At 60.5% G+C, this 12726-nt stretch carries 13 protein-coding genes; 6 read left to right on the top strand and 7 right to left on the bottom strand.

What is annotated here, in order from left to right; translation table 11 throughout:
* Positions 1-13 precede the first annotated feature (13 nt).
* Together cobT and IFT66_RS05890 are read left to right on the top strand one after the other, a co-directional pair.
* Entirely contained in the window at positions 14-1030 is a 1017-nt protein-coding gene (gene cobT / locus IFT66_RS05895; RefSeq protein WP_062456473.1) for a nicotinate-nucleotide--dimethylbenzimidazole phosphoribosyltransferase, read from the top strand.
* Positions 1031-1036: 6 nt separating this feature from the next.
* The gene (locus IFT66_RS05890; protein ID WP_113110605.1) at positions 1037-1429 is read left to right on the top strand and encodes a diacylglycerol kinase; all 393 of its coding nucleotides are present in this window, start codon (positions 1037-1039) and stop codon (positions 1427-1429) included.
* A gap of 19 nt (positions 1430-1448) precedes the next feature.
* Here the strand turns inward: IFT66_RS05890 and IFT66_RS23700 are convergent, their stop codons facing one another.
* On the bottom strand, positions 1449-2969 hold the full coding sequence (locus tag IFT66_RS23700; RefSeq protein WP_274604802.1) for an endo alpha-1,4 polygalactosaminidase: 1521 nt from the start codon (positions 2967-2969) through the stop codon (positions 1449-1451).
* A 38-nt stretch (positions 2970-3007) separates the two neighbouring features.
* Positions 3008-4543, bottom strand: a complete 1536-nt coding sequence (locus IFT66_RS05880) for a sensor histidine kinase (protein WP_192076976.1) — start codon at positions 4541-4543, stop codon at positions 3008-3010.
* Between the two features lie 136 nt (positions 4544-4679).
* On the opposite strand from IFT66_RS05880, the gene IFT66_RS05875 reads away from it, so the two are divergent.
* The 4 genes from IFT66_RS05875 (at position 4680) to IFT66_RS05860 (ending at position 7625) form a co-directional block, all read left to right on the top strand.
* Positions 4680-5264, top strand: coding sequence for a thermonuclease family protein (locus tag IFT66_RS05875; protein WP_192076975.1), 585 nt, complete (start codon positions 4680-4682; stop codon positions 5262-5264).
* A complete protein-coding gene (locus IFT66_RS05870; RefSeq protein WP_446737874.1) occupies positions 5261-5911 on the top strand; it encodes a uracil-DNA glycosylase family protein in 651 nt (216 codons plus the stop codon). The genes IFT66_RS05875 and IFT66_RS05870 overlap by 4 nt, the downstream gene beginning before the upstream one ends.
* A gap of 50 nt (positions 5912-5961) precedes the next feature.
* Positions 5962-6453 carry an Lrp/AsnC family transcriptional regulator gene (locus IFT66_RS05865; protein ID WP_062456489.1) on the top strand — a complete coding sequence of 164 codons (492 nt, stop codon included), beginning with the start codon at positions 5962-5964 and terminating at the stop codon, positions 6451-6453.
* A 116-nt stretch (positions 6454-6569) separates the two neighbouring features.
* Complete coding sequence (locus IFT66_RS05860) at positions 6570-7625, top strand: alpha/beta fold hydrolase (RefSeq protein ID WP_192076974.1); 1056 nt, start codon at positions 6570-6572, stop codon at positions 7623-7625.
* 40 nt (positions 7626-7665) lie between these two features.
* On the opposite strand, the gene IFT66_RS05855 is transcribed toward IFT66_RS05860, so the two are convergent.
* The 5 genes from IFT66_RS05855 to IFT66_RS05835 all read right to left on the bottom strand — a co-directional run bounded on the left by IFT66_RS05855 (position 7666) and on the right by IFT66_RS05835 (position 12661).
* Positions 7666-8853 carry a GAF domain-containing sensor histidine kinase gene (locus tag IFT66_RS05855; protein WP_113167581.1) on the bottom strand — a complete coding sequence of 396 codons (1188 nt, stop codon included), beginning with the start codon at positions 8851-8853 and terminating at the stop codon, positions 7666-7668.
* 210 nt (positions 8854-9063) lie between these two features.
* Entirely contained in the window at positions 9064-9936 is an 873-nt protein-coding gene (locus IFT66_RS05850; protein ID WP_192076973.1) for an NAD(P)-dependent oxidoreductase, read from the bottom strand.
* A gap of 176 nt (positions 9937-10112) precedes the next feature.
* Entirely contained in the window at positions 10113-10523 is a 411-nt protein-coding gene (locus tag IFT66_RS05845) for a CopD family protein (RefSeq protein WP_062456502.1), read from the bottom strand.
* A gap of 3 nt (positions 10524-10526) precedes the next feature.
* Positions 10527-11090: a DinB family protein gene (locus tag IFT66_RS05840; RefSeq protein WP_192076972.1), complete on the bottom strand. Its 564-nt coding sequence runs from the start codon at positions 11088-11090 to the stop codon at positions 10527-10529.
* A gap of 122 nt (positions 11091-11212) precedes the next feature.
* Entirely contained in the window at positions 11213-12661 is a 1449-nt protein-coding gene (locus tag IFT66_RS05835) for a hypothetical protein (protein WP_192076971.1), read from the bottom strand.
* Positions 12662-12726 lie beyond the last annotated feature (65 nt).

Genomic DNA, 12726 nt, shown 5'->3' with positions numbered 1-12726 from the left:
AAGAGAGTTTTCCATGAGCATGACCGGCCTGCCGTTCGACGATTTCCGCACCCTGATGCAGAACCTTCCCGGCCCCGATGCAAGGGCATTGGTGGCGGCCCGCGAACGCGACGCGCAACTGACAAAGCCGGCGGGCTCGCTGGGACGTCTTGAGGAGATCGCCTATTGGCTGGCGGCCTGGTCTGGGCGGGCGCCGAGCGTGACGCGGCCGCTGGTGGCGATCTTTGCCGGCAATCACGGCGTCACCAGACACGGGATTACGCCGTTTCCCTCGTCCGTGACGCAGCAGATGGTCGAGAATTTTGCGGCTGGCGGTGCGGCGATCAACCAGATCTGCGTCACGCATGATCTAGGCCTCAAGATCTTCGATCTGGCGCTGGATTATCCGACCGGCGACATCGCCACCGAAGCGGCACTGTCCGAGCGCGACTGTGCGGCGACGATGGCATTCGGCATGGAGGCGATTGCCGGCGGTACCGATCTTCTCTGCATCGGTGAAATGGGGATCGGAAACACGACGGTTGCGGCCGCGATCAACTTGGCGCTCTACGGCGGCGAAGCGGAAGACTGGGTTGGTCCCGGGACCGGTTCGCATGGCGAGCTTCTTGCCCGCAAGGTGGCTGTGGTGAAGCAGGCGGTGGAGTTCCACAAGGAGCATCTGTCGGACCCGCTGGAAGTGCTGCGTCGCCTCGGCGGACGCGAGCTTGCAGCGATCGCCGGCGCTATTCTCGCCGCGCGGATGGAAAAGATCCCTGTTCTGCTCGACGGCTATGTGGTTACGGCTGCGGCCGCTATCTTGAAGGCGGCCAATCCGTCGGCGATCGACCACTGCCTGATCGGCCATGTCTCTGGTGAGCCGGGGCATCTGAAGGCCATCGAGAAGCTTGGCAAGACGCCGCTTCTGGCGCTCGGCATGCGGCTGGGCGAGGGTACCGGTGCAGCGCTTGCGGCCGGTATCGTCAAGGCGGCGGCTGCGTGTCACACCGGCATGGCGACTTTCGAGCAGGCCGGCGTCAGCAACAAGGACTGATGCTGGATGGAAAAGACGCCGCTGGACAGCCATATCGAAAAAGCGGCGACCTTTCGCAGGATCATCGCCTCGTTCCGGTATTCGATGCAGGGCCTCGCCAGGCTCTGGCGCGAGGCGGCGTTCCGGCAGGAGGTCTATGCCTTCCTGATCGGGATCGTCATATTCGCGGTCGCCGGAGCGGGCTTTGGCGACTATTTCATCTTCATCATCCTGATGCTGGTGCTGTTTTGCGTGGAAGCGCTCAACACCGCGATCGAGGAACTTGTCGATAGGGTGTCGCCGGAGATTTCGGTTGTCGGGCGGCATGCGAAGGATCTCGGATCCTTCGCCGTGTTCTGCCTTCTCTGCGCCAACGGCCTGTTTGCGCTCTACGTGGTGGTAAAGCCGATCTGGATCTGATCCGAACGGCGCTCGTGCCTCAGCCGATGATGTCGAAATCGGCGGCGGTGAGGCCGAGGTTCTTGTCAAGTTGGGCAAATTGCACGGCGGCGGTCTTGCCGGCGCCATCGGCGTCGTAGAACAGTTTGCCGGTCAGCTTGTCGTAGATGATCCGGTCGCTGGCATCATGCGCCTTGGTGCCGGTGTGGAATGCGCTGGACAGGAGATCTCCGACCTTGCCGGCCTTGGTGAAGATATCGTCGTCCAGCCAGATGGTGTCGTCCTTCGCACTGAAAGCGCTGATCGTGTCGATGTTCGACGCACCGAGCTTCGTATCGAACACGAAGATATCGGCGCCGCTGCTTCCTGTGAGTGTGTCCTTGCCGGCGCCGCCGTAGAGTTTGTCGTTTCCGGCGCCACCGGAAAGCTTGTCGTTGCCGGATCCGCCGATCAGGGTGTCGTTGCCTTTGCCGCCATCGAGGCGATCATTGCCGTTGCGTCCGTCGATCCGGTCACTGCCGCCGAGACCGTCGATCGTGTCGGCAAGCTGCGAGCCGCGCAGGCTATCATTCTTGTCGGTCGGGCGGATGAAGGCGGGGTCGCCATCGTGGGGTGCCGACAAGCGGTCGAGATCGCGGTCTGGTGCGGCGTATGGGATGAACCCGTCTTTCAGAGCGAGCTTGTTGAATTCGTCGATCCGCGTTGTGCCGTTGATATAATCGACGGCGAAGACCGGTTTGCCGTTCGCGAGGAAATCCTTTTTGAGGACATCGATCGTTTCGCGGTCCGGATTGAGCTTGTTGTTTTCGTCCGCATCGCCACCATAATAGACGTCCTCGACTGCGATGCCGCCGATCGCGCCGAGATAGGCCTTTTTGCGGGCGCTGTCGGAGCCGAGGTCCTCCATGATGAAGGCGCCGTTTTGCGGAATGACGAAAAAGTCGGGGTTGGTCTTGCGGGCATGCTCGGTCAGCGCGACGATGAAATCCACCATGCGCTGAGCCGCCTGCTTGGTGTTTGCCGGATCGCCCGGCTGCCTGTCCTTGGCCGAGGCTTCGGCGCCCCAGAAATAGTAGGCATCGACGATGTCGAGATAGGCGGCGTCGAAGCCTGCGTTGACGATGGCATCGAAGTCACCGGTCTTCTTGTCGTTGAAGATCAGATCCTGCCAGTCCTTGTCCCAGTAGCGAACCTTGCGGGATTCCGGCCAGTCGGCGTTGACGGGACCGAGCCAGTCGGGGGCTTTCGACGTCAGCTTGTCGCTGGCTTCGCCGCCCGCTGTCCATGTCGTCTTCCAGTAGTCGCGGAACTCCGCGGCTTCGCCGATCGAGATATAGGACGCGACCACCGAGGGACCGCCCATGCCGTCCTTCATCCGGGTGACCTCGTCGGCGGTAAACCGCTCCACATTGGTGCCGTCGCGTGTTGAATCGATGACGAGGAAATCGTGGGTCGCGGAGATAAGCAGACCGGCATCGAGCGGATTGCCGTTCGTGCCCTGTAGCTCATAGCCCCAGTTGTTGACTGTGACTTTGCCGGACGAGGTTGTGAAACTGACCATTTGGTGCCCCGGCTCGTGACTGATGTCGCAACGTGATGTTAAGCGAAGCTCTTGCGGCGGCGCTCGATGGCGGGGGCGTCGGCGATGGCGGGGACGCTTTGGAGGATGCGGGTCGAGGGCAGGATGGCGATGGCTTCGGTTCCTTCGCGCAGCTTCGAGCGCAGGATGAACTGGCCGTCGTGCTTGGCGAGGATCGCCTGGACGATCGGCAGGCCGAGACCGGTCCCCTGTTCGGCGTTCTTGATGGCAATCGATCCCTGACCGAAGGCGGAGAGCACGATCGGGATTTCCTCTTCCGGAATGCCCGGTCCGTTATCCTTGATCGCCACATACTGGCCGCCGCCCGCGGTCCAGCCCACCTTGACGGTGATTTCGCCACCCTGGGGCGTGAACTTGACCGCGTTGGAGAGAAGATTGAGCATGACTTGGCGCATCGACTTCTCGTCGGCCCAGACCTGCGGCATGTGCTTTTCGAACTGGTCGCGGATGGTGATGCTTTTCGCCCGGGCCCGCAGTTGGACCATGCCGATGCAATCTTCCGCCACTTCCAGAAGCGACAGCGAATCCTCCGTCAGATCGTAGCGGCCCGCTTCGATGCGCGACAGGTCGAGGATCTCGTTGATGAGGTTCAGGAGGTGCTGGCCGGAGCGGTGGATGTCGCCGGAATATTCCCGGTATGTCGGGTTGGCGAGGGGGCCCAGGACCTCGGAACTCATCACCTCCGAGAAGCCGAGGATAGCGTTGAGCGGGGTGCGAAGCTCGTGCGACATCGAGGCAAGAAAGCGGGATTTTGCCAGATTGGCTTCTTCTGCACGGCGGCGAGCCTCGTCGGACATGGACTTCGCCACTTCGAGCTCGGCGATCAGATCGTCCTTTTCCGACTGATAGGACATCAGCGTCAGGTTGGAGCGGTAGAGGCGCTCGGCGACGTAATGGAAAAACACGACAGCCGTCGCGCACATGGCGGTAAGGCCGATATCGAGGACCTGACCCGACAGGATGGCGATGCTGAGAAGCGCCGCAATCATCGGCACGAAGCCGTAGAGAACGCTCTGGCGCAGCATGAACGTGCTCATGGCGGTGTAGGACACCGCAAACAGAAGCACCGCACCCTTGTAGAAATAGAAGCTGTCGCCAGCGCAGGTGGAGCAGCCCTGAAGCGCGAAGGCGCCCCAGCCGCAGCCGAGCAGGATATGTCCCGTCAGAAGGCGTCTACGCCATTTCCTGGTGTCGGCAGCCGTTATCTCCACCTTGCTCGCACGGCGTGCCAGAAGCACGTTGATCGCGTGCAGGCACAGCATCAGCAGCGCCCAGGCGAAGATGTGGATATCCGGATTGAGATAGAAGCCGATGGCGGTGACGACAGCAACGACGAGCGGCGTCATCAGTGCCGCCTGCAAACCGGAGCCGATATGGATGGAGAGCATATCGCGATCAAACGCAAAATTGCCATTGGACGACGACTGCAGTCGATCACGGGTCGCACGGACAGCCTTCGAGACAGCCTTGTTGCGGTGGCTGCGCGTGCGATCGACGATATTCTTGTCGGTTGATGTGCTGACGCCGCTACTCATAGGCTGTGTACTGGGCCTGTAAACTGATATCCCCGGGGTACTTGAGAGGCTAATCCGCAAACCTTAAGAAGATGCTGCCGGGAAAGGATTTGTTTGCCATTTCCGTGAAGCTTCCGTTTTGTTGTAAGGCTCAAATGTGACCCGTATCGTTAAAATAGGCCGCGACGCCGTGTTCCTGGCGGCGTTCATCTTCCTGGGCTCGCTGATCATTGCCAAGCTCGATATCGGCCAGGGAAGCGCGATAAACGGTCCGTTTTTTGCGATCGATGGCGATACGCTGGCCGCCGGTGCTGAGCGGCTTCGGCTTGTCGATATCGATGCGCCGGAGGCTGGCCAGACCTGTGGCGATGGCAAGGGCGGAGAGTGGGCTTGCGGCGATGCGGCTCGCGAAGCCTTGTCGAAGCTTGCGGCGAGTTCCATGACCGAGTGCCGCGGCGACGCGCGTGACCGTTACCGGCGCGTTCTGGTCTCCTGCCGCCGCGGCGACCTCGACATCAATGGCGAGATGGTGCGCCAGGGAATGGCTGTGGCATCCGGTGGTTACGGACGCGAGGAGGCGGCCGCGAAGGGTGCAGGCGAGGGGATCTGGGCCGGACCGTTCGAGAGGCCGAAAGCGTACCGGGCGGCGAAGGGGGCGATGGATGACGACGAGGGTACAACGGCGCTTGTCGATCGCGTAGGCGAGATGTTCGACCGGCTGAAGGCTGCGGTTTCGTGGTGAATGGCGATCCGGCTGGCATCGCGTCCCTCGCGGCCTCGATCGCGCAGTGTCGCATCTGTCGCGATCATCCACTGAAAGGTGAAGCGGACCGGCTGCCGCACGAGCCGCGGCCGGTTGCCGTGCTGTCTGCCACCGCCCGGTTGCTGATCGCCGGGCAGGCGCCGGGCTTGAGGGTTCACGAGAGCGGTCTGCCGTTCAACGATGCCTCGGGCAACCGCCTGCGGGACTGGATGGACGTGACGGGCGAGGAGTTCTACGATGCGCGGCGCCTTGCGATCGTGCCGATGGGGTTCTGTTTTCCGGGCTATGACGCGAAGGGCAGCGACCTGCCGCCGCGTAAGGAATGTGCGCCGGCCTGGCGCAGCCAGGTGATGGCGGCGATGCCGCAGATCGATACGATCCTCGTGATCGGGCAGTATGCGAGTGCATGGCATCTCGGGGCGCAGCGCAAGCCGAGCATGACGGAAACAGTCAGAAACTGGGGGCAGTATTTCTTCGCCAATGAGGGCCCGCGCGTTCTTCCGCTTCCGCATCCGAGCTGGCGCAATAGCGGTTGGCTGCGGAAGAATCCGTGGTTCGAGGCAGAGGTTATTCCAGCGCTTCGGCATCATGTGGATAGCTTGGTGCGGGGAACAAATTTCGCTTAACTGTGCGATAATGGGGTATATAACGGAAAATCATTTCGAAAGGACGTTTGATGGACCGCCTGGACCGCAAGATTCTGCGCATACTGCAAGAAGACTCCACGCTCGCCGTTGCAGATCTCGCAAAGAAGGTGGGACTGTCGACGACTCCGTGCTGGCGGCGCATCCAGAAGATGGAAGAGGACGGCGTGATCCGCCGTCGCGTGGCGCTTCTCGATCCGGTCAAGGTCAATACCAAGGTCACGGTGTTCGTCTCCATCCGCACCGCAAGCCACTCGATCGAATGGCTAAAGCGGTTTTCCGAAGTGGTGGTGGACTTTCCCGAAGTGGTCGAGTTCTACCGCATGAGCGGCGACGTCGATTATCTGCTGCGCGTGGTCGTCCCCGACATTGCTGCCTATGACGCGTTCTACAAGCGCCTCATCGCCAAGATCGAGATCCGTGACGTGTCGTCCGTGTTCGCGATGGAGCAGATCAAGTACACGACTGAACTGCCGCTCGACTATATGCTGCTCGACAATCAGAAGTCCGGCGACAGCGACTGATGGTCAAGGCGCTTCACAGGGCTGTTATTTTCGATTGCCCTTGTTGAGGCCGAACCTACCTTGGAGCGTGTGACCCTGTGCCTTCAGGTACCGGGCGCAAGCCTCAAGGAGACCTGATGCCCACACCTTTTCTGCGTTCTATCGTTGTCGTTGCTGCCGCCATCGCGCTTCCGGGCGTCGGCGCCGCACAAAGCGTCTCGTCCGAGCATCCGACCTATGGTCCGAGACTGGAGGGCTTCGAGTATCCGTTCAAGACCGAAGTGTTCAGCGTGGCGGGACAGAGGCCGGATGCTGCGGCCGCAGGCGACAGCCAGCCGCTGGAAATGGTCTTCATGGATATCGCGCCTGAAACACCGAACGGGCGCACCGTGGTGCTTCTACACGGCAAGAATTTCTGCGCGGCAACCTGGGAGGCGACGATCGGTCGGCTGACCGGCGCCGGTTACAGGGTGATCGCACCCGACCAGATCGGTTTCTGCAAGTCGAGCAAGCCGGCCGCCTATCAGTTCAGCTTCCAGCAACTGGCGCAAAACACCAAGGCGCTGCTCGACGCGCGCGGTATCGACAAGGCGACGGTGGTTGGTCATTCGATGGGCGGCATGCTGGCGACGCGGTTTGCGCTAATGTATCCGGACTTTACCGAGCAGCTGGTTCTGGTGAACCCGATCGGTCTCGAAGACTGGAAGGCGAAGGGCGTGCCCTACCAGTCGATCTCGGCGGCCTTCGAAGGTGAGCAGAAGACCAGCTTCGAGAGCATCAAGGCCTACCAGCAGAAGTTCTATTATTCCGGCCAGTGGAAGCCGAGCTATGACAAGTGGGTGGAGATGAGCGCCGGCATGTCTGCGGGCGAGGGAGGAGATCAGGTGGCCTGGAACCAGGCGCTGACCTCCGACATGGTCTTTACCCAGCCTGTTGTCCACGAGTTCGGGCAGGTGAAAACGCCGACCCTGCTCATCATCGGCACGACGGACAAGACGGCTCCGGGCGCTAACCGCGCCAGCAAGGCGATCGCCGCATCGCTCGGCGATTATACCAAGCTCGGCAAGCAGGCGGCGGAATCGATCCCCGGGGCGAAGCTGGTGGAGTTCGACGATCTCGGCCATTCCCCGCAGATCCAGGATCCGGACCGGTTCCACAAGGCGCTGCTCGACGGGCTGAATGATCGCTCCTGATACTGGGAACCGCGTTCGCTTCAGTGAACGCGGTTCCTGATCAGCTTTCCGGCACGATTGCCGGCATGCGGAAGGTGAACACCGTCTGGGTATCATCAGAGGTGACATCGATATGGCCGCCATGCGCCTTGGCGATCTGCGACGCGATGTAGAGGCCAAGGCCTAGACCCTGATCATGGGTGCCCGCGTCGCTGCGGCTGAAGGGCTGGAACAGTTTTTCGATCGCCTTGCCGGTGATCGCGGTTCCGGCATTGGCGATTTCCAATTTCAGTTCGTCCCCTTCGACCGTTCCCAGAATGCGGATCGGATGTTCTGTAGAGCCGTGGGTGATCGCGTTGCCCAGAAGGTTGGAGAACATCTGCGCAAGGCGGTCATGGTCGACATCGAACAGGCCCGGCAGCTCTATCTCGACGTCAATCTGCCGCTCTGGATGGGCAGAGCAGATTTCCGAGACGACCTGTATCAGTGTGGGGCCAAGCGGACGATCTGCTTCCCGGCGCAGACCCAGACCGCCACCAAGCCTTCCGCGGGCGAAATCCATGACGTTATCGATCAGGCCGGACATGCGCAGGATACTGCCGCGCATCATGTTGAGCACCCTGGTGGACCGCTCGCTTTGCGCTTCGCGCTGCAGGATGTTGATGCCGCCGTCGAGCGACGCAAGGGGATTTCGAAGATCGTGGCCGAGGACTGCGATGAACTGTTCCCGCAACCGAGCCGTCGCTTCCGCATCGAGCAGGCTTGCATTGGCCCGATCGAGCTTCTCGTCGGCTTCCAGATGGTAGGCAATCAGTTCGGCAAACAGCTTGAATGTTCCAATCACCTGCGGATTGTTGAGCGCTGCCGGCTTGGGATCTATGGCGCACAGGGTTCCGAAATAACGGCCATCCGGCAGGATGATCGGCATGGAGATGTAGCTCTTCAGTCCGTAGAGCTTCGGGGTTTGATGCTGGAAGTAGACAGGGTCTTCGGCGACGTTGTCGATGACGATAACGTCGCGCGATTGCCGGACTTCGTGGCAGAGCGTCGTTTCGACCGGCAGTTCTCCTCCGGCCGGGAGTCCGAAATGGATGTTGTCCAGAACCTGGCAGGCAACCCACCGATCCTCCGTGACGCGAACCACTGCCGCATATCCCATCCCGGTCGCGCGACAGACAACATCAAGGATCGTTGGTACGGCACCGATACGCTGGACTGCGTCTATGTCGTCCTGAAAGTCATGCGCCATAAATATTCACCAATCCGGCTGACCTTGGTCCTCCAAAATACCCTCTACCCATGGGGCGTCTCAAGGACATCCACCACGCGTCAGGCTCACCGTCGTGGCATAATGCCGATGTAACCGCGAGTCCGGGTTTGCACCAGTCTGCTGTAGCTAAGGATAGAGCAACGGCCAATGTCAACGGGCCGTCGCCACGACTACTGTCGTATCGATAAATTACTTCCGCTCCAACCGTGCCAGCAGCGAAGACGTGTCCCAACGCTTGCCGCCCATCGCCTGCACTTCAGCATAGAACTGGTCGACCAGCGCGGTCATTGGCAGGTTTGCGCCGTTGCGACGGGCTTCGGTGAGGACGATATCGAGATCTTTGCGCATCCAGTCGACGGCAAAGCCGAAGTCGTATTTGCCCTGGCCCATCGTCTTGTGGCGGTTTTCCATCTGCCAGGATCCGGCAGCTCCCTTGGAGATGACGCCGACGACGGTCTCGATGTCGAGGCCTGCCTGCTTGCCGAAATGCACGGCTTCCGCCAGGCCCTGGACGACGCCGGCAATGCAGATCTGGTTCATCATCTTGGTCAGCTGGCCGCTGCCGACCGGACCCATCAGGCCGACCATGCGGGCATAGGCCTCGATCACAGGCTTTGCCGTGTCGAAGGTTTTCTGATCGCCGCCGCACATGACAGTCAACACGCCGCCTTCGGCGCCCGCCTGGCCCCCGGAAACCGGTGCATCGATAAAGCCGATGCCTTTTTCGCCGGCGGCTGTCTCCAGTTCACGGGCGACTTCGGCGCTGGCCGTCGTGTTGTCGATCAGGATCGCACCGGATTTCATGCCAGAGAGAACGCCGTTCTCACCTGTGGTCACCTGGCGCAGATCGTCGTCGTTGCCGACGCAGATGAAGACAAAATCGGCATCTTTTGCCGCTTTGGCTGGCGTTGCACCGGTGGCTCCGCCGAACTTCTTTGCCCACTCGGCAGCTTTGGACGCGGTGCGGTTATAGACGGTGACGTCATGGCCGCCCTTTTCCTTCAGGTGGCCTGCCATGGGGAAACCCATAACGCCAAGACCGATGAATGCCACTTTCGCCATGCCGGAACTCCCTGGATTGCTGTGATGCGAGGATTAGAACAAAGCAAGGCCGACGGGAAGGGCAAAGCGCTCGCAAGCCTAACTAGCTGACCTGTCACGACGCTCCACCCGCCGGCTGCGGCGCGTTGGAAATTGGTTCGGTGATACCGTCGTGCAGAGCAGGGTCTTTCTTCTGATCAGAAAGGCTTGATCACGGCGAGTGCCACGATCAGCACGAGACAGATCATGATGATCGGCATGCCGAGACGCACGAAGGCGTTCGGATCGCGTTTCGGATCGGCCGCCATCTTGCGCATGGCCGCCCCCTGCATGCCGTGCAGCGCGGAAAGCAGGATCACCAGCACGAACTTGGCGTGAAGCCAGCCGCCGGAAAAGCCGACGTAACCGATCGCCAGCCAAAGGCCGAAGATCCACGCGCCGGCAAGGGCTGCGGTCGTGACGGTGCGGTCGTATTTGCGCAGCGACTGGATGACGCCGACCCGGATCGTCGGGGGCACCATGGAGATGACGAAGGCGTTCACCAGCATGCCGCCGATCAGCAGAAAGTCGGAGATGAGGTGCAGGGTCTTGAGAACGAAATACAGCATGGGTCAGTCACTCCAGATCATGGATTCGGTAAAGCCGAGTTCGGCGAAGTCTTTTGCGCGCAATGCCTGTTCCTGCGGATCGGACGGAAAGAACTCGTCGAGCTGCGGTGGGGAAACAGGGGTGGAAGACAGCATCGCATGCACCTGGCCGCGATGATGGATCTGGTGCTGGAAGAGGTGCAGCAGAATTCGATCGGCACGCTCGACCTGGACATGGTTTTGTCGCGGGATTCGGATTTCCCCGGCGAGGTCGGCCTCGCTCATGCGGCGACAGTGATCGATCAGGCGACGGTCGACGGCCCGTTGTTCCCGATCGAGATCGGCGAAGGCGGGGAAAGGTATCTGCGGCTCGAAGGCCGAAGCGCCGGGACAGTGTCCTTCGAGCGCACCGACGTAAAGCCAGTCCACCGTGAGAATGTGGTTGAGCGTGTGGATGATCGACGGGAAGAAGCTTTGCCGCGGCGCGCCAACGTCCTCAGCCGACAGCAGGGCACAGGCTTTGAGCAGCCGGTGATTGGCCCAGGCATTGTTATAGGCCTGAGTGAGAATATAGCGCTGCGGCCCCATCGCCACCTCCATTGCGAAGTTGGTTTAGCCGTTCGGCACGGAGATGAGAAGATGGAAGTTGATGTGGCTGCTCCGATGATGAACGGGGAGCTCAATGCCTGGACAGTATCCGATGCTGGATCTTACGTTTCCTGCTTTTTGTTCTGGGGATTGCGCTTGGAATCCCGGAAGTAGGAGGATCCTGGCTCGAGGCTGTCAGCAATGTCGTTCCACAACCGACGCAGGCGGCGGACGTGCAGATCGTCCGAAATCCATGTCATCAGATGTTCGGCGGCTTTCGTGATCAGTTTCGGCTCGCTGCTGACCCGCTCCCGGGCCCACTTGGCGTATTCGTCCACCGAGACCGGGCGGGCATTCGTACCGTCCATGATCATGAAGTTCATTTTCGCGATGTCAGCCAGCTTGCGCAGGTTGCTGGTCGGCGACATGAGGATGCTCATGTAGATGTCGTCGAATTCTTCCGGAGAATCGACGCTGTCGATGGCGCGTTCGAGGTCGAAGATCGTCCGGATGTTCAACTCCCGCAAAGCCAGGAATCGCTCGAGGCCGACGATATGACAGAGCTGCGCCTGGGCGACCCAGTCGATGCACTGATAGATCCCGAACGGCGTTTCGACGTGAAGGAGGATGGGATTGTAGGTGGCAAGGTTCTGGATGTCGTAGATGCCGCAGTCTTCAAGACGGAAGCGGATTTCGTAATCGATGCCGTTGATCACATCGAGCGACACGATCGGGGTGATGGACACGAAGCGGTCGTCGCTCACCTTGACCCAGGTGAAGATCTGCTGGAGCTTGACGAAGAGGAACTTGGTCGAGCTCTGCGGGAGCAGCCCGAGCATCGGCGCGAGTGCTATCCATGTGAGCGGCAAGGATTGGCCCGTGGTTTCGGCACTTGAGGTTGCCCCGCCAGTCAGAACACGTCCGATGCCGCCGAGCGGGTCCGGAAAGGCTGCAAACAGGATGGCCGCAAAGAGAACCGATGCCAGGCTTTCGATGGTGATTCTCAAGAATGTGGTCGACGAAAGATCGAACACAGCGAGGCGGGCAAGAAGGGTGCGTGCCGAGGAAATGTAGGCGCCGATAAAGGCGAGCGAACCGATCACGATAAGCTTCGAGGAGGTGTCACCGCCGACGAGACCGGGCACAGGGCACTGAACGGAGATTTGCAGCCCGCAGCAGATCGCGGAAATGAAGATGTGGAAGCCGATATAACTGAGAAGGACAAACCCCAGCGACGACAGGAACAGACGATACGCGAATGTCACGCGGCCCTTTGCCGCGAGACTGATAAACTGCCGCAGCTTGTCCGCTTCCGGGAGAGCATCGAATTTGTCCTTCTCCGGAAAAACCAGATCGGCCGTGTATTTCGAGCGGACGAATTCGAAGGATGGATTGGTCCCGAGTCGCGAAGCTACGGTGTTTGAGGCACTGCCTTTTTCACTGCTGAAGTTGACGTAGAAATCCTGGATCTGTCGCAGCCGGCGCAAGCGCACTTCGTTTCGAGCTGCGAAGATGAGAAGCGGGCCAAGCAGGGCGATGACGAGAGCTATCCAGTCAATGCTCGAAAACAAGCCGCCCAAAAACGATAGTTTTGAGAAGGGGCTATCCAGCAGCCCAGTCCAAGACGTGGCATCCA

Source organism: Rhizobium sp. CFBP 13726 (assembly GCF_014841925.1).
Classification (GTDB): Bacteria; Pseudomonadota; Alphaproteobacteria; order Rhizobiales; family Rhizobiaceae; genus Neorhizobium; species Neorhizobium soli.
The sequence above is the reverse complement of the archived record's forward strand: the minus strand, read 5'-3'. Positions and strand labels throughout refer to the sequence as shown.

Excerpts from the sequence above, each read along its gene's own strand:
- IFT66_RS05860 (WP_192076974.1), top strand. The coding sequence starts at position 6,570 with ATGCCCACACCTTTTCTGCGTTCTATCGTTGTCGTTGCTGCCGCCATC.
- IFT66_RS05855 (WP_113167581.1), bottom strand. The coding sequence starts at position 8,853 with ATGGCGCATGACTTTCAGGACGACATAGACGCAGTCCAGCGTATCGGT.
- IFT66_RS05845 (WP_062456502.1), bottom strand. The coding sequence starts at position 10,523 with ATGCTGTATTTCGTTCTCAAGACCCTGCACCTCATCTCCGACTTTCTG.
- IFT66_RS05865 (WP_062456489.1), top strand. The coding sequence starts at position 5,962 with ATGGACCGCCTGGACCGCAAGATTCTGCGCATACTGCAAGAAGACTCC.
- cobT (WP_062456473.1), top strand. The coding sequence starts at position 14 with ATGAGCATGACCGGCCTGCCGTTCGACGATTTCCGCACCCTGATGCAG.
- IFT66_RS05840 (WP_192076972.1), bottom strand. The coding sequence starts at position 11,090 with ATGGGGCCGCAGCGCTATATTCTCACTCAGGCCTATAACAATGCCTGG.
- IFT66_RS05890 (WP_113110605.1), top strand. The coding sequence starts at position 1,037 with ATGGAAAAGACGCCGCTGGACAGCCATATCGAAAAAGCGGCGACCTTT.
- IFT66_RS23700 (WP_274604802.1), bottom strand. The coding sequence starts at position 2,969 with ATGGTCAGTTTCACAACCTCGTCCGGCAAAGTCACAGTCAACAACTGG.
- IFT66_RS05850 (WP_192076973.1), bottom strand. The coding sequence starts at position 9,936 with ATGGCGAAAGTGGCATTCATCGGTCTTGGCGTTATGGGTTTCCCCATG.
- IFT66_RS05880 (WP_192076976.1), bottom strand. The coding sequence starts at position 4,543 with ATGAGTAGCGGCGTCAGCACATCAACCGACAAGAATATCGTCGATCGC.